The 25,420-nt window shown below is 30.2% G+C and carries 21 protein-coding genes and 2 CRISPR repeat arrays (1 of these 23 running past the window's edge); of the genes, 12 read left to right on the forward strand and 9 right to left on the reverse strand.

What is annotated here, in order from left to right; translation table 11 throughout:
- Positions 1–2,352: a CRISPR direct-repeat array (repeat unit 46 nt; unit sequence CTTGTGATTGCTCACGTAAAAATACAATTTGAAATCAATTCACAAC) (it extends 277 nt beyond the left edge of the window).
- Between the two features lie 30 nt (positions 2,353–2,382).
- Positions 2,383–3,036: direct repeats of the CRISPR family, unit length 46 nt; unit sequence CTTGTGATTGCTCACGTAAAAATACAATTTGAAATCAATTCACAAC.
- Positions 3,037–3,139: 103 nt separating this feature from the next.
- A complete protein-coding gene (locus CW731_RS02510; RefSeq protein ID WP_100945247.1) occupies positions 3,140–4,624 on the reverse strand; it encodes a S41 family peptidase in 1,485 nt (494 codons plus the stop codon).
- Between the two features lies 1 nt (position 4,625).
- Complete coding sequence (locus tag CW731_RS02515; RefSeq protein ID WP_100945248.1) at positions 4,626–6,080, reverse strand: S41 family peptidase; 1,455 nt, start codon at positions 6,078–6,080, stop codon at positions 4,626–4,628.
- Positions 6,081–6,246: 166 nt separating this feature from the next.
- Here CW731_RS02515 and CW731_RS02520 point away from each other — a divergent pair, with 166 nt between their 5' ends.
- The 9 genes from CW731_RS02520 (at position 6,247) to CW731_RS02560 (ending at position 16,502) form a co-directional block, all read left to right on the forward strand.
- Positions 6,247–6,756 (forward strand): RNA polymerase sigma factor, encoded by a 510-nt coding sequence (locus CW731_RS02520; RefSeq protein WP_100945249.1) that lies wholly within the window; start codon positions 6,247–6,249, stop codon positions 6,754–6,756.
- On the forward strand, positions 6,743–7,177 hold the full coding sequence (locus CW731_RS02525) for a hypothetical protein (RefSeq protein WP_100945250.1): 435 nt from the start codon (positions 6,743–6,745) through the stop codon (positions 7,175–7,177). The genes CW731_RS02520 and CW731_RS02525 overlap by 14 nt, the downstream gene beginning before the upstream one ends.
- Positions 7,178–7,218: 41 nt before the next feature.
- Positions 7,219–7,725, forward strand: coding sequence for a DUF4252 domain-containing protein (locus CW731_RS02530; protein ID WP_100945251.1), 507 nt, complete (start codon positions 7,219–7,221; stop codon positions 7,723–7,725).
- A gap of 62 nt (positions 7,726–7,787) precedes the next feature.
- The gene (locus CW731_RS02535; RefSeq protein WP_100945252.1) at positions 7,788–8,330 is read left to right on the forward strand and encodes a DUF4252 domain-containing protein; all 543 of its coding nucleotides are present in this window, start codon (positions 7,788–7,790) and stop codon (positions 8,328–8,330) included.
- Positions 8,331–8,526: 196 nt separating this feature from the next.
- Positions 8,527–10,968, forward strand: a complete 2,442-nt coding sequence (locus tag CW731_RS02540; protein ID WP_100945253.1) for a M1 family metallopeptidase — start codon at positions 8,527–8,529, stop codon at positions 10,966–10,968.
- Positions 10,969–11,057: 89 nt separating this feature from the next.
- Entirely contained in the window at positions 11,058–12,311 is a 1,254-nt protein-coding gene (locus CW731_RS02545; protein WP_100945254.1) for an NAD(P)/FAD-dependent oxidoreductase, read from the forward strand.
- A gap of 476 nt (positions 12,312–12,787) precedes the next feature.
- Positions 12,788–13,939, forward strand: a complete 1,152-nt coding sequence (locus CW731_RS02550) for a hypothetical protein (RefSeq protein ID WP_100945255.1) — start codon at positions 12,788–12,790, stop codon at positions 13,937–13,939.
- Positions 13,940–14,010: 71 nt separating this feature from the next.
- Positions 14,011–15,636, forward strand: a complete 1,626-nt coding sequence (locus tag CW731_RS02555; RefSeq protein ID WP_100945256.1) for a BCCT family transporter — start codon at positions 14,011–14,013, stop codon at positions 15,634–15,636.
- 8 nt (positions 15,637–15,644) lie between these two features.
- Positions 15,645–16,502 carry a universal stress protein gene (locus CW731_RS02560; protein ID WP_100945257.1) on the forward strand — a complete coding sequence of 286 codons (858 nt, stop codon included), beginning with the start codon at positions 15,645–15,647 and terminating at the stop codon, positions 16,500–16,502.
- Between the two features lie 572 nt (positions 16,503–17,074).
- On the opposite strand, the gene CW731_RS02565 is transcribed toward CW731_RS02560, so the two are convergent.
- Genes CW731_RS02565 through CW731_RS02575 form a run of 3 tightly spaced genes read right to left on the reverse strand, consistent with a single transcriptional unit; the run spans position 17,075 to position 18,683 of the window.
- Complete coding sequence (locus CW731_RS02565) at positions 17,075–17,443, reverse strand: DUF1801 domain-containing protein (RefSeq protein ID WP_232734704.1); 369 nt, start codon at positions 17,441–17,443, stop codon at positions 17,075–17,077.
- Positions 17,444–17,455: 12 nt separating this feature from the next.
- On the reverse strand, positions 17,456–17,914 hold the full coding sequence (locus CW731_RS02570; protein WP_100945258.1) for a GyrI-like domain-containing protein: 459 nt from the start codon (positions 17,912–17,914) through the stop codon (positions 17,456–17,458).
- 46 nt (positions 17,915–17,960) lie between these two features.
- The gene (locus tag CW731_RS02575; RefSeq protein ID WP_100945259.1) at positions 17,961–18,683 is read right to left on the reverse strand and encodes a YafY family protein; all 723 of its coding nucleotides are present in this window, start codon (positions 18,681–18,683) and stop codon (positions 17,961–17,963) included.
- Between the two features lie 214 nt (positions 18,684–18,897).
- On the opposite strand from CW731_RS02575, the gene CW731_RS02580 reads away from it, so the two are divergent.
- Complete coding sequence (locus CW731_RS02580) at positions 18,898–20,757, forward strand: radical SAM protein (protein ID WP_100945260.1); 1,860 nt, start codon at positions 18,898–18,900, stop codon at positions 20,755–20,757.
- 82 nt (positions 20,758–20,839) lie between these two features.
- On the opposite strand, the gene CW731_RS02585 is transcribed toward CW731_RS02580, so the two are convergent.
- The 4 genes from CW731_RS02585 to CW731_RS02600 form a co-directional block, all read right to left on the reverse strand.
- Complete coding sequence (locus CW731_RS02585; RefSeq protein WP_100945261.1) at positions 20,840–21,637, reverse strand: hypothetical protein; 798 nt, start codon at positions 21,635–21,637, stop codon at positions 20,840–20,842.
- A 191-nt stretch (positions 21,638–21,828) separates the two neighbouring features.
- Positions 21,829–22,212: a DUF3037 domain-containing protein gene (locus CW731_RS02590; protein ID WP_100945262.1), complete on the reverse strand. Its 384-nt coding sequence runs from the start codon at positions 22,210–22,212 to the stop codon at positions 21,829–21,831.
- Positions 22,202–22,981, reverse strand: a complete 780-nt coding sequence (locus tag CW731_RS02595; RefSeq protein WP_100945263.1) for a HipA family kinase — start codon at positions 22,979–22,981, stop codon at positions 22,202–22,204. Before CW731_RS02595 ends, CW731_RS02590 begins: the two co-directional genes overlap by 11 nt.
- Before the next feature lie 71 nt (positions 22,982–23,052).
- Positions 23,053–23,412: a helix-turn-helix domain-containing protein gene (locus tag CW731_RS02600; protein ID WP_100945264.1), complete on the reverse strand. Its 360-nt coding sequence runs from the start codon at positions 23,410–23,412 to the stop codon at positions 23,053–23,055.
- A gap of 348 nt (positions 23,413–23,760) precedes the next feature.
- On the opposite strand from CW731_RS02600, the gene CW731_RS02605 reads away from it, so the two are divergent.
- A complete protein-coding gene (locus CW731_RS02605) occupies positions 23,761–24,810 on the forward strand; it encodes a M14 family zinc carboxypeptidase (protein ID WP_100945265.1) in 1,050 nt (349 codons plus the stop codon).
- An 85-nt stretch (positions 24,811–24,895) separates the two neighbouring features.
- On the forward strand, positions 24,896–25,375 hold the full coding sequence (locus tag CW731_RS02610) for an Lrp/AsnC family transcriptional regulator (protein WP_100945266.1): 480 nt from the start codon (positions 24,896–24,898) through the stop codon (positions 25,373–25,375).
- Positions 25,376–25,420 lie beyond the last annotated feature (45 nt).

A 25,420-nucleotide genomic window follows, 5' to 3' on the forward strand; every position in this document is an offset into this window, starting at 1 on the left:
GTTAGACTTATGCATTTTGAGTCTGCACTTGTGATTGCTCACGTAAAAATACAATTTGAAATCAATTCACAACATAGAAGTATTCATTAAAAATAATAGAATTCTTGTGATTGCTCACGTAAAAATACAATTTGAAATCAATTCACAACTATTAGAAACAATGGACGTAGTTGACGCTTCTTGTGATTGCTCACGTAAAAATACAATTTGAAATCAATTCACAACGCAACACTGCAAGCAGAAGCTAGGATTAAACTTGTGATTGCTCACGTAAAAATACAATTTGAAATCAATTCACAACAAAAGAGTAAAAACACTTGAATCTTTAGAACTTGTGATTGCTCACGTAAAAATACAATTTGAAATCAATTCACAACCCCTGATGCAAGCATTCGAATTTATCAGGACTTGTGATTGCTCACGTAAAAATACAATTTGAAATCAATTCACAACATCTCTAAGCTTAATTGTTTCTTTTATTTCCTTGTGATTGCTCACGTAAAAATACAATTTGAAATCAATTCACAACGCAATATGCATGAAGGTGACGATGAAGAAGCTTGTGATTGCTCACGTAAAAATACAATTTGAAATCAATTCACAACGATCAACAGGTAATCAAACTGCAAAGTTAACTTGTGATTGCTCACGTAAAAATACAATTTGAAATCAATTCACAACAAGATGGATTCTGGGCGAGATGTGCTCACACTTGTGATTGCTCACGTAAAAATACAATTTGAAATCAATTCACAACGGTAAATCTATAAATCTTGGAGTATCTCCACTTGTGATTGCTCACGTAAAAATACAATTTGAAATCAATTCACAACGTAGCGGGTAAGTATTTGTTATCTCATAATCTTGTGATTGCTCACGTAAAAATACAATTTGAAATCAATTCACAACATATGACCCCTGGCATTACCATCACCTTTACTTGTGATTGCTCACGTAAAAATACAATTTGAAATCAATTCACAACGGCGGAACGTTGGGCTCGTTTTGGTGTTGACTTGTGATTGCTCACGTAAAAATACAATTTGAAATCAATTCACAACAAAGGAGCAGGAGAAGATGCCGGTGGTTTTCTTGTGATTGCTCACGTAAAAATACAATTTGAAATCAATTCACAACACCAATGCCAGAACTGCTCAAAAAGCATTTCTTGTGATTGCTCACGTAAAAATACAATTTGAAATCAATTCACAACAAGTTTAAAGGAATATATATTCCATCTTTCTTGTGATTGCTCACGTAAAAATACAATTTGAAATCAATTCACAACATGGGAGATAAAAGGAGTTGAAAATCGTTCCTTGTGATTGCTCACGTAAAAATACAATTTGAAATCAATTCACAACGTTTTTTTGTTTGTAGCAACACCTTTAGTTCTTGTGATTGCTCACGTAAAAATACAATTTGAAATCAATTCACAACTATCCCTGCATCTTTAGATATTAACCCTATCTTGTGATTGCTCACGTAAAAATACAATTTGAAATCAATTCACAACTTATTAGAGTTAATGATAAAAAATTAACAGCTTGTGATTGCTCACGTAAAAATACAATTTGAAATCAATTCACAACGGTACGAACCAAAAGTAAACAAGGACATAACTTGTGATTGCTCACGTAAAAATACAATTTGAAATCAATTCACAACGGAATATTTTCACTTTGCGTCTACTTTAAACTTGTGATTGCTCACGTAAAAATACAATTTGAAATCAATTCACAACTGTTATATTGTTAAGTTGCTATAATGTCAGCTTGTGATTGCTCACGTAAAAATACAATTTGAAATCAATTCACAACAGTTTGAAGAAATACCAAAATATTTATATGCTTGTGATTGCTCACGTAAAAATACAATTTGAAATCAATTCACAACAAATACTTGTCAACCCCTTGAGGAGATGTCCTTGTGATTGCTCACGTAAAAATACAATTTGAAATCAATTCACAACACCTATAAAATAACTATCCATTGAAGATAACTTGTGATTGCTCACGTAAAAATACAATTTGAAATCAATTCACAACGACAACCGCAGAAATGCAAGACGTAATAGCCTTGTGATTGCTCACGTAAAAATACAATTTGAAATCAATTCACAACGTATATACCACCATTTAAAACTTTCCATTTCTTGTGATTGCTCACGTAAAAATACAATTTGAAATCAATTCACAACAATGAGTTATTTTCTTTAAACAGTGTTGTTCTTGTGATTGCTCACGTAAAAATACAATTTGAAATCAATTCACAACAATACGTCTTTATTTAAAGAAGATTCAGAACTTGTGATTGCTCACGTAAAAATACAATTTGAAATCAATTCACAACAATCTTCTACCTGTAAATTCAAAAGAAAAACTTGTGATTGCTCACGTAAAAATACAATTTGAAATCAATTCACAACAGATTTAACAGAAACCCAATTGTTTTTAAACTTGTGATTGCTCACGTAAAAATACAATTTGAAATCAATTCACAACTCTTTGAAGTATAATTAAAAACAAATATTACTTGTGATTGCTCACGTAAAAATACAATTTGAAATCAATTCACAACTATTTAAAGGCTTACCAGTAGCGTCTGTAACTTGTGATTGCTCACGTAAAAATACAATTTGAAATCAATTCACAACTACGATGAAGTTCATAAGAGTAATATGTCTCTTGTGATTGCTCACGTAAAAATACAATTTGAAATCAATTCACAACTCTACTGTTGTTGATGTTAATGGTGTTAAACTTGTGATTGCTCACGTAAAAATACAATTTGAAATCAATTCACAACCCATTTCGCTGCTTCTGTTTTACCCGAAACCTTGTGATTGCTCACGTAAAAATACAATTTGAAATCAATTCACAACTAACGCAATTCTAACAAATTTTTTAATGCACTTGTGATTGCTCACGTAAAAATACAATTTGAAATCAATTCACAACAAATTCATCATCTCCAGAAGAAACAATTGTCTTGTGATTGCTCACGTAAAAATACAATTTGAAATCAATTCACAACTTATGTAGGGTTATTACTTTCTGCATCTTTCTTGTGATTGCTCACGTAAAAATACAATTTGAAATCAATTTTTAATTGAAACCACAAGAATATCTTATTCTTCTTAATATTTAGTTAAATCAGAATACATATTATTACCAGCAGGAGTCGCTAATTTAGAATTGAAAACTTCTTCTGTTTTTACAAAATTGTCTTTTTTAGAAAATGTTTTAGATCCTGTAGAAATATACTTTAGAGTTCTATCTAGCAAAGGATCTGAACGTTCTCCCAAAACACCTAAATTACCAATATTTTCAGCTAAGTTAATTCCTGTGAAGTTTGTTCCAGGAATAATTCCGTTTGGGTAATTTTTATCATCTTTATTTTTAATTTCTAAGACCAGTGGTTGCATTGCATAGGTATGTTTAGAGTTTAAATTTGCTCCGTTTCTTTGTAAATTGTCTGAATCATATAAGGTAACAGAACCAACTTGTTTACCAACAGTTGTGGTACCAATTACTTTTACTTCTATATGTGCATCTAGAGCATTAATAACCAATTCAGATGCTGAAGCAGAACTTCCTGTAACGATAAAATAGACTCTTTGTAAATTTAAACTATTAATAGCTTCATCTACAACCACGTTATTATTACGATCTGTTTTTCTAATTCTTGTAGGAAAATTATTGATAAAGTTATCTGCAGGAAAAGCATTTGTATATTTTTTGTTCCAAATTTCTTTAGAATATATTTCATCTGAAAACTGCCCCGTTACCATGCTTCCTAAAAAACCTGCGGTATTTGTAGAGCCACCTCCGTTGTATCGTAAATCGATAATTAAATCGTCTACAGCTGCTGACTTAAAAGTATTAAAAACGGCATTTAAATCTTGGTCATAAGAACTTGCAAATTGATTGTACATTAAATAACCTATTTTCTTTGTACCATCTTCAATTACTCTAGAATCTGCAATTGGATTTTCTTGAATTTCTGTTTTGTCTAAAGAAACTGTTGTATTATTTGCAGTCGGGTTTCCAAAATTATAATCTGCTAGTCCTATTGAAAAAGAAGTCGCGTTACTAAATAATAAAGTTCTATAATTAGAATCTGTAAGTTGTGTTCCGTTTACAGAATTAAAGTACATTCCTCGTGTAATACCTAGTGTTGCTGCGCTAGAATTAGGTATTACATAGCGTACATAACCATAAATATTAGTATTACTTTTTGTATATCTTACCAAGCCAAACTCCATTCCAGTGCTTAAATTGATTCCTTGAAAAGAATTTTCTAAAGCTACATAATCATCAACAATCCAAGAAAAACGATCTATTGTACCTGGCTGATTTAATAAACTGTTAAAAGTATCATCTGGCGTTTCATTTCTTCTAAAAAAAGTATAAATTTCTTCTAAATTACTAAATCTATTATCAGCTAAATTGGGTACATCTTCTTGCCATAAATAATAAAGATTGAGACCTTTCCATATAAAATCATTAATTTCATCACCTGTAGTAACTTCAAATTCTTCACTTAGACCATCTTCTTCTTTAGCACAAGAAACTGTTAAAAATAAGATTGAAAGTAAACTTGCTAAAATATATTTCTTCATATTAATTAGTGTTAGGTAAATCTTGTTTTATAAATACGCCTTTATCAATTTCTCTTTGAGAATCGATAGAATTGTATAAGAATGTTAAATTATTAGAGTTACATACAACATTTGTACCAGTATTTCCTGTAGAAACATATTCTAAAACTCGATCTAAAATAGGTTCTGAGCGTGTTCCTAATTCTCCTAAATTTATAATATCTTCATTAGCACAAAGTGTAATGTTTGGTGTAAATCCGTTTTTATAGGTTTGGTCGTCTTTATTTAAGAAACTTAACACAACTGGCTGTAAAGCTACTGTATGTGTTTCATTTCTTAAAGGAAAATCATAATCTTCAGAATTATATAGAGTAATCGCTCCCGTATTATTACCAGCAGTTTCTGTACCAATAATATGTACGTTTATATGCGGATTTAAACTGTTAATGAATAATTCGATAGCAGAAGAGCCAGAAAAATGTTCTCCATTTAAAATAATATAAAGATCTGTTACTTCTAAACTATTAAATGCTGTTGTGGAATTTAATTTAGCAGGAAACTTAGTTAATAAAGAGTCTGGTTGATTTGCTTCAAACCAAGTTTGTGCTTTCGAATTCCACTGTTCTTTTATAAAAACTTTGTTTGCAAATTGCCCAGTAATCATGGTTGCTAAGTTGGTGATGTTTTTAGCAAAACTACCGCCAGAAATATTATAACGTAAATCTAAAACAAGTTTGTTAGTAGCTTGATTTTTAAAGTTTAAAAAGGTGTTATTTAGATCGTTTATTGAATTTTTAGAAAAGCCATTATTATACATTAAATAACCAATATTATCTGTGCCAATGGTAAAGTTTTTTTCTAAAAATACCGTATCATAGTCGTAATTTTGTTTTTGTAAAGCAATAATATTACCATTTGGAGTTACTGTTACTCCATCAAAATTTACCATTGTTAGATTAAAAGTGTCTGCACCATTTATTAATAAACTTTCAAAATTTGTTTGTGTTAATTGAATACCATCCACAGCATTAAAAAATTCACCACGAAGTATATTTTTTGTTGCCGCATCAGAACTTGGTAAAGTATGAGTTACATAACCGATTACATTTTCGGTATTATTAGGTTCTTCAATAATGCCAAACTCCATTCCATTTAAAAAACCACTTCTAGGTATTTCGATATTTAAGTCTGAATAATTTTCTAATAAAGACGATTTTGCATCCGCAGTAATTAATAAGCTAGAAAATAAAGTATTATAATCTGTAAAACCACTTAGATATGCGTTTAACTCTTGATCTGAACTAAAACGTCTGTCAGATAAATCTGCAATTTCATCTTGGTGCAAGTAGTATGCGTTTAATCCTTTCCAAACAAAATCTTGTACAACCAAATTTTCTGGTAATTGGTATTCTTTAGAGCATTGCGTAAAAAAAATAGTAATTATTAATAAATAAGTAGCTTTTAAAAGGTTTTTCATTTAAAAAGAATATAAATTGTTTCGTAAATCTAACGCAATATAAATAGAATTAGTATTATTTTTAAATTCTTGTGTAACAAATTAAATTGTAACTCGTCGTAAAGATGTAAACCCGATAATATATAGGTTATAATTAAGAGGTTTACAATTAATCAACCAAACCTAAATGAACCAGTCAGACTTTTTAAAAGTTGTTTTACCATTTAAAGATAAGGTCTTTAGATTAGCAAAAAGATTATTAGTTTCTACAGAGGAAGCTGAAGATGCTACTCAAGAACTGATTTTTAAATTGTGGAGAAGCAAAGAAAAAATTGCTGATTATAAAAATGTGGAAGCATTTGCAATGACAATGACTAAAAATTATTGTTATGACAGATTAAAATCGAAGCAAGCAAGTAATTTAACATTAGTACACAGTAATTATCAAGAAAAAGAAACGTCTTTAGACAAGAAGCTTGAATATCGAGACAGTGTAAACCAAGTACACCAATTGATTGAAAAGCTGCCAGAGCAACAAAAAATTATTATTCAATTAAGAGATATTGAACAATATGATTTTGAAGAAATCTGTAAAATGGTAGATATGAAACCAACAGCAGTAAGAGTTGCATTATCTAGAGCAAGAAAAACAATAAGAGAAGAATTAACTAAAAAACACAACTATGGAGTTAGCTAACATAGAAAAATTAGTAGAAAAATATTTAAACGCAGAAACTTCTTTGCAAGAAGAAACAACCTTGAAAAACTATTTCACAGAAGGTAATGTTGCACCACATTTGCAAGAATATGAAAGTATGTTTAATTATTTTACTATTGCTAAAGATGAAACGTTTACAAAAACCTTAAAGTTAGAACCTAAGAAATCTAAAAAGAGAAACTTTAAATGGTTGTCTGTAGCAGCATCGGTAGTGTTGTTGTTAAGCGTATTTGTTGGTAAACAGCAATATGATAAAAATCAACAAAGAAAAGAAGCGCAAAGAATTTATGCGCAAGTAAGTAAAGGCTTAGAATTGTTGTCTAAAAACTTAAAAAAAGGAGAACTGGCTGTAGCCACTTTATATACTTATGAAAACACAGTAAATAAGATATTAAAATAAAACCAAGTAAAAAATAGTAAAACCAAGTAAACAAAGAAATTATGAAAAAAATAATCCTATTAATAGCGTTTATTGTTGCTCCGATGGTAACTAGCGCACAGTCTTTATTCGATTCTTTAGAAGATTTAGATGGCGTAGATATGGTAGTTGTTACCAAAGATGCCTTCGAATTATTATCTAAATTTAGTCCAGAAAAATTTAAAGATAGCGAAGAAATGAAAGTCTTTGAAATGGTAAAAGATTTAAAAGAATTTAAAATGTTTTCTACGGAAGACAAAGCAATAGCAGACAAAATGGAGACCATGGTAAGTTCTTCTATAAAAAAACAAAACTTAACACAATTAATGCGAATTAAAGAAGATGATACGCGTGTTAAGATCTATGTAAAATCTACAAAAAACAAAGATTTTGTAAGTGAAGTTTTAATGTTTATCAAAGGAATTGATAAAAGAACAAACGGAATGTCTGAAGCTATGATTGTTTCTTTAACAGGGAATATCGACATTAATAAAATGTCTGATTTAGCAGATACTTTTACCAAAAAATAATAAGTATAACGTGTAAAGTCAGGCTTTTAAAAACCTGACTTTACTTTTTTAAAACCATTCAAATGAAAAATATAACCAAAATACTTTCGATATTAACTTTAGTTTTAATGATAACTTCGTGTAAAAACGAAAAATCATTACAAAGCTATTTAGTAGATACCAGTGGTAAAGAAGGTTTTTATACGGGCGATTTGCCAGTAAGTTCTGTACTTTCTGCAAAAGCAGATGTTTCTGAAGAAGTAAAGAAAACCATTAAAAGTATTAAGAAAATAAATGTCGCTTTTTTACCTAAAACAGCAGAAAACACAGCTGTTTATGAATTAGAAAAAGCGAAACTTAAAAATATTTTTGCAGACAACAATACCTACAAGAGTTTAATGTCTATGAAAGCAAAAGGAATGAATGTAAAAGTTTTTTATTCTGGAGATACAGACGCTATAGATGAAGTTATTGCTTTTGGATATGGAGATGAAGCAGGAGTAGGAGTTGCAAGGTTATTAGGAGAAAACATGAATCCTGCACAAATAATACAAATGTTAAATAATGTAGATGTTGATGGAGATAGTGCTTCTTTAAAGCAGTTATCTAAAATGTTTAACAAGTAGTAATACATTCATTTTTTCACCTATAAGAAGCCTCAACTCTAAAAGAAATTGAGGCTTTTTTTATTAAAATTATCTTATTTTAATAAAAACAATACCCATAAAACTGCCACTAAATACTGTTAACTATTTTTAACTGCTCATTAACACGTTCTATCTTCATATTTAGTATTTTTGAAGTCAGAAGAAAATATTACTTATGAAGATTAAATATTGGTTCCTAATTATTTTTATCGCAATTACCTCCATTGGTTTTTCTCAAAACAACTCAATTTATAAAGCTGAAAGAGAAAAAACATACAATTTAATTCACACAAAATTAAAAGTTGATTTCAATTTTGTAGAAAAACAATTAAATGGAGAGGCTTGGGTTACTGCAAAGCCTCATTTTTACGCAAGCAATCAGTTTGTTTTAGATGCAAAAGCAATGTTGATTCATGAAGTTTCGTTGAATGGCAAAAAATTAGACTATGATTATGACGATTATGAAATTACAGTAAAACTTCCGAAGAAATATACCAAAGAAGAAGAATTTACCATTTATATAAAATACACAGCAAGACCCGAAAAAGTAAAAGAGAAGGGGAGTGCTGCAATTACTGCAGCAAAAGGTTTGTACTTTATAAACGCAGATGGCACAGATAAAAATAAGCCGACACAAATATGGACGCAAGGAGAAACCGAAGGAAGTAGCTGTTGGTTTCCTACAATTGATGCTCCGAACCAGAAAACAACGCAAGAAATTTACATTACTGTTCCTAATAAATATATAACACTTTCTAATGGAGAATTAATTAGTCAGACTAAAAACGGAGGAAACAGAACAGATTACTGGAAAATGGATCTAAAACACGCACCTTATTTATTCTTTTTAGGAGTTGGTGAGTTTGAAATTATAAAAGACAAATATAAAAACATTGATGTAGATTATTATGTAGAAAAGGAATATGCAAAATATGCCAAAGATATTTTTGGAAACACACCAGAAATGATGCAGTTTTTCTCAGAGAAGTTAGGGGTAGCATTCCCTTGGAATAAATATAGTCAGATTGTAGTAAGAGACTATGTTTCTGGTGCAATGGAAAATACGACAGCCGTGGTTCATGGAGAACAAGCCTACCAAACAAAAGGGCAATTAATTGATGGAAACAAACATGAAAACACGATTGCCCATGAACTTTTTCATCATTGGTTTGGAGATTTAGTAACTTCAGAAAGTTGGTCTAATCTTACTTTAAATGAGTCTTTCGCAAACTACAGCGAATATTTATGGCAAGAATATAAATACGGACAAGAAGCAGCTGAAATGCACATGTTTGGAAATAAAAAACTTTATTTAGACGGACAAGAAGCTGACAAAAAGTTGGTCCGTTTTAATTACCTAGACAAAGAAGACATGTTCGATTTAGTGAGCTATAATAAAGGAGGCGCTATTTTACACATGTTGCGGAGTTATGTAGGCGATGAAGCTTTTTTTACAAGTCTAAAAATGTATCTAAATGAATACAAATACCAAGCTGCAGAAGCACATCAATTGCGTTTGGTTTTTGAAAAAGTAACAGGCAAAGATTTAAACTGGTTTTTCAATCAGTGGTACTTTGGCGCAAATCATCCAAAATTAGATGTTTCTTACGATTATAATAAATTAAGAAAAACGGTAACTGTAAATATTCAACAATTACAAGCACAAAATTTTCAGTTTCCTTTAACTTTAGATATTTTTGAAGGAAATAAACGAAGGAGAGAAACTGTATTTATCGAAAATAATGATGCTTCTTTTACGTTTGATTTTAAAACTCAGCCTACATTAATTCAAATAAATGCAGACGGCGTTTTATTGTGTGAAATCAATGAAAACAAAGTCTTAAGCGATTATATTTTTCAATTGAAAAATGCCCAAAACTATGCACATAGAAGAGAGGCTTTGTTAGAAGTTTCAAAAAAACAAGATGATAAAGATGCTTTTAACGCAGTTGTAAGTGCTTTAGATGATTCTTCGCATGAAATTAGAATTTTAGCACTTGAAAAGATCGATTTAATTAATAAATTTTCTAAGAAAGATGCCATTCAAAAAATAATGCAAGTAGCAAATTTAGATAAGAAAACATTGGTACAAGCTGCTGCAATTGAAACTTTAGGTAAATTAACAGACCCAGAATTAAAACAAATATTTCTAAAAGGTTTAAAAAGTGAATCCTATGCTGTTTTAGGAAAGTCTTTAGTTGCAATGTATTATATAGACAAAGATTTGGCCTTGAAAAATTCAAAAGAACTACCAGACGAAGTAAGAAAAATTTTAGCTACACCATTAACTAAGATTTTTATAGAATCTAATGACGAAACAGAACTGCCTTTTATTGCTAAAAGTGTAGTTTCAGGAATGTTTTTAGCCGGAGATGATACTACAAAAGTATTGTATGAAAAAGCTTTTAAAATGATTTCTAAGAGTAATAACATAGAAGCTATTCAGAATTTGGTTCTAGACATGGTTGCGAAAGGAAATCAGTACAAAAAATTTAGTTTCGATAAAGTGGTTATCAACTTAATGAGAACAATGATTAAAGACCAAGAAAAAAGTACAAATTCGAATAAAGAAAGAAACATTGCTATTGTAAAAGAAGGAATGATGGGGGTATTGTAGTTTCTTTTTCGAGGTGTTTAACGTTTGTTTTACAGGTAATTAAAAGTAAAGAAAATACTGACTATTTCTAAATTGTCAAAAGAAAAAGAATGACGAATAAAGAGCATAGAATACATATAATTGGTGCTGGTGTTAGCGGACTTGTAGCTGCTAGAGTTTTAGAAAATAATGGGTTTTCATCAGTTATTATAGAAGCTACAGATACTGTTGGGGGAAGAGTGAAAACCGATATTGTTAACGGATTTCAATTAGATCATGGCTTTCAGGTTTTATTAACAGCTTATCCTGCAGCTCAAAAATACCTCGATTTTAAATCGTTAGAATTGCAACGTTTTTTACCAGGAGCTTCAATTTTTAAAAACAAGGAACAAAAAATAATTGGGGACCCTTTAAGAGATCCCTCTTTGTTGTTTTCTACACTATTTTCTGGAATTGGAAACTTTTCCGACAAGCTTAAAATATTAAAACTGAATAGTTACTTAAAGAAAAAAGAGATTGCAGCCATTTTTGCTGATAAGGAACAATCTACACGTTCATATTTAAAAGGTTATGGTTTTTCAGATGAAATGATTGTAGACTTTTTCAAACCTTTTTTTAGTGGTATTTTTCTAGAATCAGAATTAGAAACATCGAGTAGAATGTTTGAGTTTGTTTATAAAATGTTTGGTGAAGGAGATGCTGCCATTCCGAAAGCAGGAATTCAGGCAATTCCTAATCAGTTGCAACAAAACTTAAAAAATACAACTTTTCTATTTAATACAAAAGTTGCAGATATAAAAGACGGAATAATAACGCTTAATAATGGAGAAAAATTAGAAAGTCATTTTTCTATAGTTACCGCAGATGCAAGTAATTTAATATCAAACTTAAAAAATCAAGCTACTAATTGGAAATCTTGCGACACGTTGTATTTCGAAACAGAAAAAAGAGTCATTCAAAAGAAGTTGATTGGTCTTATTCCTAAAGAAAATACACTAATAAATAATATTTTTTACCACACAAGCTTAAAAACGGTTACCAAAACGGAAAAAGAATTATTGTCTGTAACCGTTATAAATTCTAAAAACCTTTCTGAAGAAAAACTTGTAGCAGAAGTAAAAAAAGAGCTACAGGAATATTGCAATATTGATTCTTGTACGTTTATAAAACGGTATAAAATACCAATGGCATTGCCAAAACTTAATCATTTGCAATATGAAATGTTGCCATCTGAAACTCGTTTAACAACCAATGTGTTTTTAGCAGGAGATGCTCAGTTAAATGGTTCTTTAAACGCTGCTATGATTTCTGGTGAAAGAGCTGCACTTGGTGTTATCGAAACAATATCGAATACTATTTCTTAAAATAAAAGTACCTATGTTAATAAAGAGCAGAATATTTTAAAAGAAGCAATGATGATATTATTACAAGATTTTAATAATATCATCAATTATGATTGAATTAATTATTATACCATAATCAAATTAATTTCTTAGTTTTGAGACTTTCTGCAACAGAAGCTGGGTTTTTATTCATTTTCAGAAGAATGTTAAGTAACTAAATTTCAACTATTAGCACATAATTAGTGTCTGCTTCAACAACTTCTTACCTTGTAATACGATATTTTTATCGTTTAAGATACTACTATCGGTATCTGATTAAACCCAATTTTTAGTTGTTTACTTATTAAAAGCACCATACCTTTGCATTTCTGAATACAACTACTAAGTATTTATCTACAGTGAGTTAGCTATATATAAAAAATCTATATATGTATGTAGCTTGTTTTTTTCTAAAATATACACTCTGAATTTTCCTATAATTTGTTGAATTTAAAATAATGACAAAAATAATTACGTGCTTACAATTTTCAAAAACTTTTTACCTTTTAACCTTATCATTTCTGCTACTTTTTTCTGTAAAAGCGCAAGATAAGCCAGAGATCAAAATTGGCGGAGCACTGCGTTTTAACTATAATTTATCCTCTTGGAAAGACGGTCAAAAAAAACGTGGAGGCGATTTTGGATATGATATGTTCAGAATAAATGCAAAAGGAGCTTACAAAGGAATCAAGCTAAATGTTGAATATCGATTATATTCAGAGGGTTTTGGAGGTGGAATGCTAAAACAAGGTTGGTTGGGTTACAACTTTAGTGAAAAAAATCAAGTTCAGTTGGGGCTAACACAAGTTCCTTTTGGAATTCAACAATACAATTCTCATAACTGGTTTTTTAACCTGACGTATTATGTAGGAATGGAAGATGATCACGACATGGGGATAAAATACATACATATAGATGACACCTTTGAATATCAATTGGCATTCTTTAAAAATGCAGAAGAATTGAAATTTGGTAACAATTCTGAAGTTTCTCCAAACCGATACTCGTACGACGTTGCAGGAAGAAATAAAGAAATAAATCAATTCAACGGAAAGTTTATTTACAAATTTGGAGAAAAATATGCAAGCAGACTAGGAATCTCTATTCAATACGGGGGCTTGTATAATATAGATACCGAAGAAGTAGGAGATCACTCTGCTCTTGCCATTCATTACGAATTAAACAAAGAGAAATGGAATATAAAAACACAATTTATTACTGCTGCTCACAATCCGGAAAATGCCACGGGAGAAACTAGAGATGTAATTTCTATGGCTGCTTATGGAGCTCCTTATCAAGTTGCTGCCGATTTTAATATGTATACTTTAGGCGTTTCTAGAAACGTGCCCGTAAAATTTGGCCCTATCACAAATTTGCAGTTTTATAATGATTTTGCTTATATGGAGAAAAATATATCCGAATTTACAGACTCTTATATGAATGTTACAGGAGTTTTAGTCTCTGCCGGAAATTTATATACCTATTTTGACTATGCAGCTGGTTATAATCACTCTTGGTTGGGTGGCAATTTTGTAGACGACTTTGCAAAAGGAAATTCTGATGCCAAATGGGAAGCTAGATTTAATATTAATATTGGGTACTATTTTTAGCATTTATATAGAAATTAAAGAAGATTTAAAACTCTTATAAAAATTAAATTATAATTAAAAACAAAATTATTATGGCCAAGAAAATTATAAGAAGTGATGAAAAAAAATCCATTTTTGGACTGGAAGTGAACGGGCCTGTTTTTTTCACCTCTGCAATTACTATCATTATCATTATAACATTAACCTTGATGTTTAAAGACAAGGCTGAACAACAATTTACAGCAATTCAAAATTTTGTAGCAAATAAGGCAGGTTGGTTTTTTATATTAAGCGTAAATGTATTTCTAATATTTATGATTTATTTGGCCTTTAGTAAATTTGGTCAGTTAAGGATAGGAGGACAAACTGCAAAACCTGAATTTAAAACCCTCTCTTGGTTTGCGATGCTATTTAGCGCAGGAATGGGAATTGGGTTGTTGTTTTGGAGCATTTCAGAACCTATTTATCATTTTTTAAGTCCACCGATGGCAGTAGGCGAAACTGCTGAAGCTGCTAAAGAAGCTATGAAATTTACATTTCTGCACTGGGGTTTGCATGCTTGGGCAGTATATGCACTAGTAGGGTTGTCTTTGGCGTATTTTACATATTCACGTGGACTCCCACTTACTATCAGATCTGTTTTTTATCCTTTTTTAGGAGATAAAATTTATGGGAAAATTGGAGATGCTATAGATATCTTTGCTGTACTAGCCACTTTATTTGGTCTAGCAACCTCCTTAGGTATGGGAGTGCAACAAATTGCTGCAGGATTAAATCACCTCTTTGGAATAGATAGCGGTGTATTAACTCAAATTATTTTAATTGGAGGAATCACCTTAATTGCTACTATTTCAGTAGTTTTAGGAGTTGATAAAGGAGTGAGAGTTTTGAGTGAATGGAATATGAGAGTAGCGGTGCTGTTTCTATTGATAGTTCTTGTATTAGGACCAACGATTTTTATCTTTAAATCTTTTGTACAAAATACAGGGAATTACTTATCTAGTTTAATTGAAATTTCAACCTGGACAGAAAGTTACACGGGTTCCAATTGGCAAAATACCTGGACCATATTTTATTGGGGTTGGTGGATTGCGTGGTCTCCCTTTGTTGGAATGTTTATTGCTCGTATATCCAAAGGACGTACTATACGAGAGTTTATCTTGGGTGTTTTATTAGTGCCTTCTATTGTTACTTTTTTATGGATTTCAGCTTTTGGAAGTACTGCAATAAATGAAGCGATTCTAGGAAATGATGCTATTGTAAATGCCGTGAATGATAATGTTGCCACTGCATTGTTTGTGTTTTTAGAAGATTATCCTTTTGCATTTATTCTTAATATTATTGCTATAATTTTAATTGCAGGATTCTTTGTTACTTCTTCAGATTCTGGGTCTTTGGTAGTTGATAGTTTAACCACTGGAGGTAAAATAGATGCTCCTGTGGGACAAAGAATATTTTGGGCAATTACAGAAGGAGGTGTTGCTGCTGTTCTTTTAATAGGTGGTGGGTTACAGGCACTTCAAACAGCAACTATTGTAACAGGTTTGCCCTTTGCTATAATTTTAATAGTCATGTGCTTTTCACTTTACAAAGGTTTAAGCGAAGATCTACGGAAACTAAAGAAACGAGAGTCTCAAAAAGAATTAGAAAATTATGAGGAAATAGTTTCTACCATCGTTAAAAAACGAAATATAAATAAGGAAAACAATACTAAATAATTCGAATAATGACTGAAATAAAAAACATATTGGTTGCTTTAGACCTTTCTGATATTGACAATACCTTAATTGAGTATGCGTCCTTTATTGCCGAATCTCTTAAGGTTGAAAAGGTGTACTTTGTACATAACATTAAAAAATATGAAATCTCAGAATTATTTGAAGAACAATTAAAGGATATTAATCTTGACGAAATAATTGGAGATGAGTTGAATGAAAAGATAACAGAAAAATTCACATCTTCAGTATCATGGGAAGTACTTATCTCAGAAGATCCTTATTCTGAATCTCTTATTAATTATATCGTTGATAAATATGTAATTCACCTCGCTTTAATTGGAAATAAAAATAAATCTAGAGGTACTGGAGTGGTTAGCGGAAAGTTATTACGTCTACTCAAATGCAATATTCTATCCATCCCAAAAGACACTACACCTGCGATTACTAGTATTTGGGTAGGAACAGATTTTTCTAATGCTTCTAGAAAGGTTTTTAAAGTAGCTGAAAAATTACAAAAAACGACTACCGCGAAGGTAAAGGCAATGCATGTATACAATGTACCGTTACAATTCTCTCCTTATATTCCAAAAGAACATCTCGACTCGAAGATAGAGAATCATTTGAAGGAAAAATACGAGAAGTTTATAAAAAAGATTGCATTTAATGGAGAATTAACTTCAGAAATTATTTTAGGCAGAGACATTGGTATTGCAGAAAAATTAATATCGAAAGCAGAAGCCTCTGGGGTAGATCTTATTATTGTTGGAGATAAAGGGAGAAACACTTTTTCTTCCTTACTTATAGGAAGCGTTACTGAAGAGCTTTTCAATCAGGACATGGAAGTACCTTTATGGATTGTAAAATAATTTAGAAAAACAGGAACCTTAAAAAATGCTAAAAAATAAGGAATGTAGCACACATCGGAAATACATTAGAGGATTGGTAGAAAAATGACACTATCCTAAAAACTGTGTAAGTTTAAAATTCAGGATTAACTTTTTTATAGTTTAATCCTGTTTTTATATGTAGCAAAAAAATGGTTTAGAATAATTCCACAATTTCTAATTGAAATTTTCTATTTTTTAGTACTTTCTCTTAACTCTAATTAGGCGGATTTCATCACTACGTTATCTGTTGGATAAGAAAGTTTATTTTTGGTGTATTTTCTAATTACCTCAATTAGGTTCTCTATTAAGTTGTAATACAAGTAATAGTTCTTATTTCCATAAGATTTGCTTCATTCCTTTTTTTTAATGATTTTTTATCTTGTCTAAACAAATTATATACAGGGATTTATAATTTGATTATATTTATTTTTTAGCATATAAGTATCTAAATTTAAAGTTTTTTATTTAAAAATAGTTAGCAAAATAAACCGTTTAGCAAGCCATTTTAAATGCATTAAACCTTGTGCTATTACAAAACCATTTACTTGCTTTTATTTAGTTTTTATAGTTCCATTTCTATACAAATCTAATGCCTCATTTAATACCAATTTAATAAAATGAATTGGTAAGTCTTTATTTGGGTTTACTCTAAGAATTTTCATTCGAGAACGGCCTCCTTCTTCTAACTCTATATATTTTAAATATTTTCCTTCAACCATTAAGAGATAAGGTTCATCTGTTTTTTTATCAGTCCAAAGATAGCAGAGTACTTTTTCCTTATAACAAAAACAAGGCATTCCCCATTTTCTTGTTTCCGAAATATTATCATCTTGTCTAATAATAATTTTTCTTAAAGTAATTAGGCAGCTTTTATTAGGTTCTTCCTTTTTTAAATAATAAAGATCAGTTTCTCGAATCATTTTTATTTAAAGTTATTTTACAGCAATTAAAATATCAATTTCTGCATCATTCGGGTTTTGCGCTTTCTCTCCAAAAACCTCAAAATCTGCCGTATAAACTCGCTCTAAATCCATTTTCCATATTTCCATCCATTTATTAATGATTAATCCTTTTGTTAAATCTCCTTTAGTAGAAAATTTACTATAATTTCCTCCTTTAAAAGACTTACCAATCATTCCGTTGGGTATTTCATTTAGGTTTTTAACTTTACAGCCTAAAACCGTTGTGTATGGTTTTGTGAAATCACTTTCATATTCTGTATAAATTGAATAAATAGTATTATCAACTTTATTAGGAATTTTTTCAAGAATGCCTTCCGAGACAAACTTATTCCACAACGCTGCAATGTCTATTGCTGCTTGTTCGTTTTCATTAGTAGTTCTTATTGAAATACCAATTACTTTAAATGATTTAACGGTTACTCTGTTCATGTTTTAATGTTTCTATGATTTATAATATTGCAAAAGTAAATCTAGGTTATGACAAAGGTGTGTCAGGGGGTGTTAAGTATTTTTCTCTACAAATTTCAAAATACTCTCGAAGGGATATTTTTTGAGGTTCAAAATGTTGATTTTGAACAATTAATTTATGAATATGGTCTAAACGAAAAGCCCTAAAATCATTTCTTAGCTTACATACAGCAATCAAAAGCCAGTTTTCCTGAGTACTGTATAAAGCGAAAGGCTCTATGGTTCGTTTAGTACTTTCTCCTTGTAAAGATTTATATTCAATTTCAATAAGATTAAAATCTGAAATAGCAGATTGAATAATCATTAAATAATTACTAGTTTTCTGATTGTCTGTGTTATTTCTAAAATGTATTTTTTCAGATAAGAATTCAACTTTTTCTTTTTGTGAATGTTGTAAAGTTGATTTTATTTTAGCTACTGCATTTTGGTATTCTATTGCGAAAGATTTGTCTTTATTTTTTAGTACAAGTTGTTCTGCTGTAATTAAAGCATTTGCTTCTTTTTCTGTAAACATAACTGGTGGAAGATTAAAACCCTCCATTAAGGAATATCCTTTTCCTTCTTCGGTAATTATTGGAATACCAGAGTTTTCAAGGGTTCTAATGTCTCGATATATTGTTCGAATACTTACACTATGTTTTTCAGCAATTTCTCGTGCCGTCAATATTCGTTTTGATTGCAATTGGGTTAGAATAGCGGTTAGTCTCGAAAGTCGTGGTTTTTTGTCCATATTGGGCAGTTTTTACTGTTTGTGTTTAATAGTAGCACTACTATAGCGTCTTTAAATAATTGAAATCAGTAGGTTAGCAAAACTAGATTTTTTTATTAGAAAATCAATATTTAAAACCTCTGTCTTATAAAGTTTTAGAAAGCAATAAAAAAGGAAACACAATTTTAAGTCATATTCTTAAATCAGATGGTATCTTTGCATCTTATTTTAATCTATGTCTGTAAACACACTTTTAATAACTCCGCCATTTACGCAATTAAACACGGCGTACCCTGCAACCGCATACATTAAAGGTTTTTTAGATTCCAAAGATGTAAAAGCAACGCAATTAGATTTAAGTATCGAATTGTTTACAGCGGTATTTACAAAAGAATTTATAGATGCTATTTTTAAACAAGCAGAAATGCTTGGTAATAAAGAATTGCCTTTGGTTTGGAACCAAAAGGAAGACTATATAAATAAGGTAGATTCTGTAATGAGTTATTTACGTGTACAAGAAGTTACCGCTGCGTACCAAATTGTACATAAAGATTATTTACCACACGGACATAGACGTATTAAATTAGACAAAGATTTAACAACTGAGTTTGGTAAATTAGGCATTTTAGATAAAGCCAAACACATTGCAACCTTGTTTGTAGAAGAGTTGGGCGATTTTATAAATTTAAATGTAGATGAGTTTTTCTCGTTTACACGTTATGCAGAACAAATAGCAAGAGCAGCTTCTAGTTTTGATACGCTTGATGAATGTTTACAGTTCGAAACAACGTTGGTAGAAGATGAAATGTTGTATTTGTTGGACGAGAAATTACAACAAGATAATTATGATTTAGTTTGTTTTACAATTCCTTTTCCCGGAAATTTATTTTCGGCTTTGCGATGTGCACAGTTTATAAAACAAAAATACCCTACAATTAAAATAGGAATGGGCGGTGGTTATTGTAACACAGAATTAAGACGTTTGTCGGATCCTAGAATTTTCGATTTTGTAGATTTTATAACTTTAGATGACGGCGAAGGTCCGTTATTGAGAATAACTGAATTTTTAGCAGGTACAATAGAAGAAGGCGCTTTAGAAAGAACGTATATCTGTAGAGATAATAAAGTGGTTTATGCCAATAAGATACCGAACACTATATTTCATCATAAAAACTTACCAGCACCAAGTTATATTGGCTTGCCAACAGAAAAGTACCTGTCTTTTTTAGATGTAATGAATCCGATGCATAGAATGTGGTCTGATGGAAAATGGAATAAACTCACTATTTCTCACGGTTGCTATTGGAAAAAATGTACTTTTTGTGATGTTAATCTAGATTATATTAGTAATTATCAAAATACAACAGCCGATGATTTGGTTGATAAAATTGAAAAAATAATATCAGAAACGAGTATTACAGGTTTTCATTTTGTAGATGAAGCTGCACCACCCAAAATGTTGAGAGCATTGGCGAACAAACTCATAGAAAGAAAAGTGTATATTACTTGGTGGACGAACATTCGATTTGAAAAAACGTTTACACCAGAACTATGTGCTTTATTATCTAAGTCTGGTTGTATTGCTATTACTGGTGGTTTAGAAGTTGCTTCAGATAGATTGTTGGCAAAGATGAAAAAGGGAGTAGATATCGGGCAAGTAGCTAGAGTTACCAAAGCTTTTGCCGATGAAAATATTATGGTACATGCCTATTTAATGTTTGGTTTTCCTACGGAAACAGCGCAGGAAACTATTGATTCTTTAGAAGTTGTACGTCAGTTATTTCAGAATAATTGCATTCAATCTGCTTTCTGGCATCAATTTGCGTGTACAAGCCACAGTCCAGTTGGTAAAAATCCGGATGCATTTGAAATTAATATAACAGGGCCAGAATTTAAAGGTTTTGCTGAAAATGATTTGTATCACGAAGATCCAACAGGAGCAGAGCACCATTTATATAGCGAGGGATTAAATTTAGCTCTAAATAATTATTTAAATTATAAAGGATTTGAAATTCCTTTGCATGAATATTTTGATTTTAAAGTTCCAAAAATAACATTAGAAAATAATTTAGTAAAAGGTTTTCTAAAGGTATAATCACTAAAAAATCATTTCAATTAAATGAAATGATTTTGTAAAACTGTGCATGGTATTTTAATTTAGAGCTAAATTAAATTTCTTAGTTTTTAGTTTTTGGATCTGGTAAAATTATATGTTGTTTGGCTTTTCTTCTGCGTAATGATTGTTGTTCTACAGAATTATTCTTCCAATTTATTTTAATATGTAATTCTTTTATTTTTATAGATAAGTAACTGATATACCCCTTAAAAACTTCTTCTTCTGTTTTTAGTTTAGATAAATCTTGTTTTGAAAAATTATTTTGGATTTCCCTTGCTTTTAAATTCAAATACTCAAATTCAGATTTATTAACCTGATCAATTAAACGATGCTGTTTTAAATTTTTTATTGGTTCTCTTGAATTTTTTCTATTTGTTATCGTTTTTACAACAGCTAAAAAAGAATCATTTTTTTTACGTACTTCATTTTCTGTATTTACAAACGCTCTATCATGAGCATCTCTTATGCTTGTTCTTTTTTTATTTGCTGTAGTTGGGCGTTTTGTTGTTTCTTCAACATAAACACCGGGTGTTTTTCTAACATTTAGAAGCTGAACATATGCTGTGTAAATCTCATTTTCACTTTTAAAATTCTTTCCTAAATGGCCTTCAATTCTGTAAAACTCTGTTTCAAAACTCTTTTGAACCTCACTTAACTCTAAATTCAAATACTCAGTTTCCAATTTATTTATTTGTGAAATTAGAGGATTATTTTCTTTGTTAACTATTGGTTGACTTCCTGGGTTTTTCTTAATAATGATATCAATGCCCGAAATTGGATCACTTCCTCCTTGTTTATTTTGAGAAAACGCAAAAGTAGATACTAAAGTTAACACTAATAATAAGGTCTTTTTTTTCATAATTATAACTATTTTAAAAGAACAACTATCTTGATTATTCAATTTTAATTTTAAAATTGAATTTCAGTTTTAGATAAAATGAACACATATTTAAACTCTTTTTTATCTGTTCTTTAAACTGGTTGCTAAATTAGCTTTTTTTACTCGGGAATTGAATAGGGGAAAAGCCCCTGTTTTAGAAAGTACTTTTCTTATAAGACAAATTTTTCAAAGATCTCTTGTAATTCTATTTCAGGGTTTTCACACAAACCAGTATGTGTTTTAGAACTTTGTATAATAGTACTTCTACAAGCTGCAAGCCACCTAAAACGGTCAGAAATTTCTAACCCACCAATTTTTCCTCCAAAAGCTTCTCCTTCGCAAATTAATTTCCATGCATTTAAATAATCATTTAAAACAGTTAATTCTAAATCTGGCGCTAGTGCTTTTAATTTATCAGGATTGATGTGGTATTTTACAGCTAAGAACTTCTTTCGTTTTGAAAAAAGAAGCACGCCAACATTAAAAAACTCTTCACGTTCTACTTTTGGAACAACTCTAACAATTGCATATTCGAATGTAACTTTATCTTGCATCTTCTGCTTCTTTAACTAAAATATCAATCATAGCAATTTTTGCATTTAAAAAAGCAATATATGCAGCTCTCATTTCATTCGGACTCATAGAATCGCCTTCACTTAACAACCAATCTTCAGGAATCTTCGAAATAATTTCAGTGATAACATCCATATTTATAATTTGTTTTATTGCTGCGGAAGCTTCTGGCAAAGAAGTTGCTTTCGGTAAAAGTACATGGTCTTTTACTAAAGGAAAAGTTCTTGTTAGATGGCTTTCCCAAGTTTGCCAATTATGATGGAAATACAAACTTGCACCATTATCAATTACCCATAATTCATTTTTCCAATTTAACAAGTTGGTGTTTTTTGCCGTTCTATCAATATTGCTAATTAGACTGTCTAGAACTATAATTTTAGAAGCCGTTAAACCATCAACTTCAGAAACCAAAGGATCATACGTAATCGCGCTAGATAAAAAATGCAAACCTAGATTTAAACCGATACTAAATTTTAGTAAATCTTGAATTTCTTCATCGGGTTCTGTTTTACTAAATGAGTCGTCTAAATTCATGAAGACCAATTCCGGAACATTTAAGTTCATAGCTCTAGCCAATTCACCTCCAATAAATTCGGCAATTAATGCTTTCTTTCCTTGTCCTGCACCTCTAAATTTTAAGACGTATAAAAAACCATCGTCTGCTTTTACAATTGCAGGCAAAGAACCACCTTCTCGTAAAGGTTGTAAATATTGAGTAACATTTACGGTTCTAATATCTATTTTATTCATAATTACTAAAATATACTATTTAAAGAAATTTAAGGTAAAAAGAAAATTTTATTATAAGGCTAGTTTTTTACCTACTTCTGGTATTCGTCAAAAGTACCATCAGAATAGAAGACGACAATACGTTGTATTTTTTTTCCACCACTTTCAGAATTGGTTTGAAATAAAGAAGGAGCAGAAGTAGTGTTGTTTTCTTTGGAAACGTCAACTTTAGGAAAAATACCTTTTCCTTTTAACAACCAATGGATATCTACATCTTTAAATTCTGAAGTCACTTTAAGAATAAAATCTAAGCTTGGTTTATTTCTTCCAGATAGAATATGAGAAATGCTAGAGCGTTGCACGCCCACTTTGTCTGCAAAGGTAGATGCCGAAAGTTGATGATGTTCCATCAATTTTTTTAGTCTGTTTGTAAAATCTTCACTGTTTATCATTGTAACAACTTACTGTTTTACAAATGTAAAACTTATCGTTTTAACTACAATGTTAAATCTTATTTAAAATGAATTACGTTAATAACGATATGAAGTAAAGCTTTAGTTAATTAGTGTAATTTACTAAATAACAGATATTTATAACTTAATTATAACGATTATCTATACAATGAATGTTACCTGTGCACTAAAGTGAATCTCGTTTTTAAATTTGTTTACAAAAGTAATAAAAATTAAAACAAAGCCTGTTTACATTTGTAACATTTTAAGAATTTACATTTGTAACATTTTAGTTTGATTACAAATGTGATTCGTTTATTTTTGTCGTAGATATTACAACAGCTAGTTATGAGTTTACTATCAATAGATTTTTTAGAAACAATATTCAACAAAGAAAAAGAAAGCACTCTTTCTGGAAAATGGATTCGTTATAATGACATTAAAGAATTATTCCAAAAATATGAAGACACTTTTAAAGTAACTCAATTAGGAACTTCGGAACAAGAAACACCTATTTATAAACTAAAAATTGGCGCGGGAGAAAAGAAGATTCTATTGTGGTCTCAAATGCACGGTAACGAAAGTACAGGTACAAAAGCATTATTTGACCTCTTTAACTGTTTCTTAAATTCAACTGAAATAGAAATAAAATTTATCTTAGAGACATGTACGCTTCTTTTTATACCGATGCTAAATCCTGATGGAGCAGAAGTATATACGAGGGTAAATGGCAATAATATTGATTTAAATAGAGATGCAGTAGACAGAAAAGCTAAGGAAAGCAAACTTTTACGTGGTATTTTAGAAGCGTTTAATCCGCTATTTTGCTTCAATTTACATGACCAAAGAACAATCTTTAATGTAGAACACACCAAAAACCCTGCAACCATCTCTTTTTTAGCTCCTTCAGAAGAAGAAACTAGAGCCTTAACAACGGGTAGAAAAGAAACGATGAACGTTATTGTTGCTATGAATGAGATGCTGCAAAATGCAATACCTAATTATGTTGGTAGATATACAGACGAGTTCTATCCAACAGCAACGGGAGATAATTTTCAGAAACTAGGATATAATACAATATTAATTGAATCTGGTCATTACCCAGAAGATTATATAAGAGAAGATTCTAGAAAATATACTTTTTTCTCTATTTTTCAAGGAATCTACCACATCGCAAAAACGACTAATTTTAGCTCTTATAAAGATTATTTTAAAATCCCAAATAACGACAAAATTTTTTATGATGTTATTCATAGATTTCCAAATTCTAAACAGAATGTTGGGTATCAATTTAAAGATGAAATAATTGATAATAAATTAATTTCAAAACTAATTAAAATTGAAGAAAATAGCTTAAATGGCAAAATTGGGCATCACGAAATCGTTTTCGAAAGCTAAAAAAATTAGATATTTCTCATTTTATTCATTGTTTAATTAAATTAAAATCATAAATTTGCATATATAATTGAATAATATATAAAATATGAAAAAATTCATCTTAGACGAAATCGATCATCAAATTTTAGACATCTTAATAGAAAATGCAAGAACACCCTTTACCGATATTGCAAAACAATTATTAGTGTCTGCAGGAACAATTCATGTTCGTGTAAAAAAGATGGAAGATGAGGGTATTATTCAAGGTTCCACTTTAACATTAAACTACGAAAAAATGGGCTATTCTTTTATAGCACATGTTGGTGTTTACTTAGAAAAAACATCTATGACACAGAGCGTTATAGAGAACTTAAGAAAAATATCTAATGTTACTGTAGCGTACGTAACTGCTGGGAAATATAATATTTTCTGTAAAGTAAGAGCAAAAGGAACTAATGATGCAAAAGATATAATTTATGAAATAGATGATATTCCTGGTGTAAATAGAACAGAAACTATGATTGCTTTAGAGGAAAGCATTAATGATAAAAAAAGAATGATGCATGCAATTTTTAAAGAATTGTAGCATTCAAAAGCCATCAATTTAATATAAAACCTTATCAAAAAAAAT

It is taken from the genome of Polaribacter sp. ALD11, assembly GCF_002831685.1.
GTDB lineage: Bacteria > Bacteroidota > Bacteroidia > Flavobacteriales > Flavobacteriaceae > Polaribacter.

Excerpts from the sequence above, each read along its gene's own strand:
- CW731_RS02510 (WP_100945247.1), bottom strand. The coding sequence starts at position 4,624 with ATGAAGAAATATATTTTAGCAAGTTTACTTTCAATCTTATTTTTAACA.
- CW731_RS02580 (WP_100945260.1), top strand. The coding sequence starts at position 18,898 with ATGTCTGTAAACACACTTTTAATAACTCCGCCATTTACGCAATTAAAC.
- CW731_RS02545 (WP_100945254.1), top strand. The coding sequence starts at position 11,058 with ATGACGAATAAAGAGCATAGAATACATATAATTGGTGCTGGTGTTAGC.
- CW731_RS02605 (WP_100945265.1), top strand. The coding sequence starts at position 23,761 with ATGAGTTTACTATCAATAGATTTTTTAGAAACAATATTCAACAAAGAA.
- CW731_RS02610 (WP_100945266.1), top strand. The coding sequence starts at position 24,896 with ATGAAAAAATTCATCTTAGACGAAATCGATCATCAAATTTTAGACATC.
- CW731_RS02590 (WP_100945262.1), bottom strand. The coding sequence starts at position 22,212 with ATGCAAGATAAAGTTACATTCGAATATGCAATTGTTAGAGTTGTTCCA.
- CW731_RS02570 (WP_100945258.1), bottom strand. The coding sequence starts at position 17,914 with ATGAACAGAGTAACCGTTAAATCATTTAAAGTAATTGGTATTTCAATA.
- CW731_RS02600 (WP_100945264.1), bottom strand. The coding sequence starts at position 23,412 with ATGATAAACAGTGAAGATTTTACAAACAGACTAAAAAAATTGATGGAA.
- CW731_RS02560 (WP_100945257.1), top strand. The coding sequence starts at position 15,645 with ATGACTGAAATAAAAAACATATTGGTTGCTTTAGACCTTTCTGATATT.
- CW731_RS02540 (WP_100945253.1), top strand. The coding sequence starts at position 8,527 with ATGAAGATTAAATATTGGTTCCTAATTATTTTTATCGCAATTACCTCC.
- CW731_RS02535 (WP_100945252.1), top strand. The coding sequence starts at position 7,788 with ATGAAAAATATAACCAAAATACTTTCGATATTAACTTTAGTTTTAATG.
- CW731_RS02585 (WP_100945261.1), bottom strand. The coding sequence starts at position 21,637 with ATGAAAAAAAAGACCTTATTATTAGTGTTAACTTTAGTATCTACTTTT.
- CW731_RS02520 (WP_100945249.1), top strand. The coding sequence starts at position 6,247 with ATGAACCAGTCAGACTTTTTAAAAGTTGTTTTACCATTTAAAGATAAG.
- CW731_RS02555 (WP_100945256.1), top strand. The coding sequence starts at position 14,011 with ATGGCCAAGAAAATTATAAGAAGTGATGAAAAAAAATCCATTTTTGGA.
- CW731_RS02595 (WP_100945263.1), bottom strand. The coding sequence starts at position 22,981 with ATGAATAAAATAGATATTAGAACCGTAAATGTTACTCAATATTTACAA.
- CW731_RS02575 (WP_100945259.1), bottom strand. The coding sequence starts at position 18,683 with ATGGACAAAAAACCACGACTTTCGAGACTAACCGCTATTCTAACCCAA.
- CW731_RS02525 (WP_100945250.1), top strand. The coding sequence starts at position 6,743 with ATGGAGTTAGCTAACATAGAAAAATTAGTAGAAAAATATTTAAACGCA.
- CW731_RS02530 (WP_100945251.1), top strand. The coding sequence starts at position 7,219 with ATGAAAAAAATAATCCTATTAATAGCGTTTATTGTTGCTCCGATGGTA.
- CW731_RS02550 (WP_100945255.1), top strand. The coding sequence starts at position 12,788 with ATGACAAAAATAATTACGTGCTTACAATTTTCAAAAACTTTTTACCTT.
- CW731_RS02565 (WP_232734704.1), bottom strand. The coding sequence starts at position 17,443 with ATGATTCGAGAAACTGATCTTTATTATTTAAAAAAGGAAGAACCTAAT.
- CW731_RS02515 (WP_100945248.1), bottom strand. The coding sequence starts at position 6,080 with ATGAAAAACCTTTTAAAAGCTACTTATTTATTAATAATTACTATTTTT.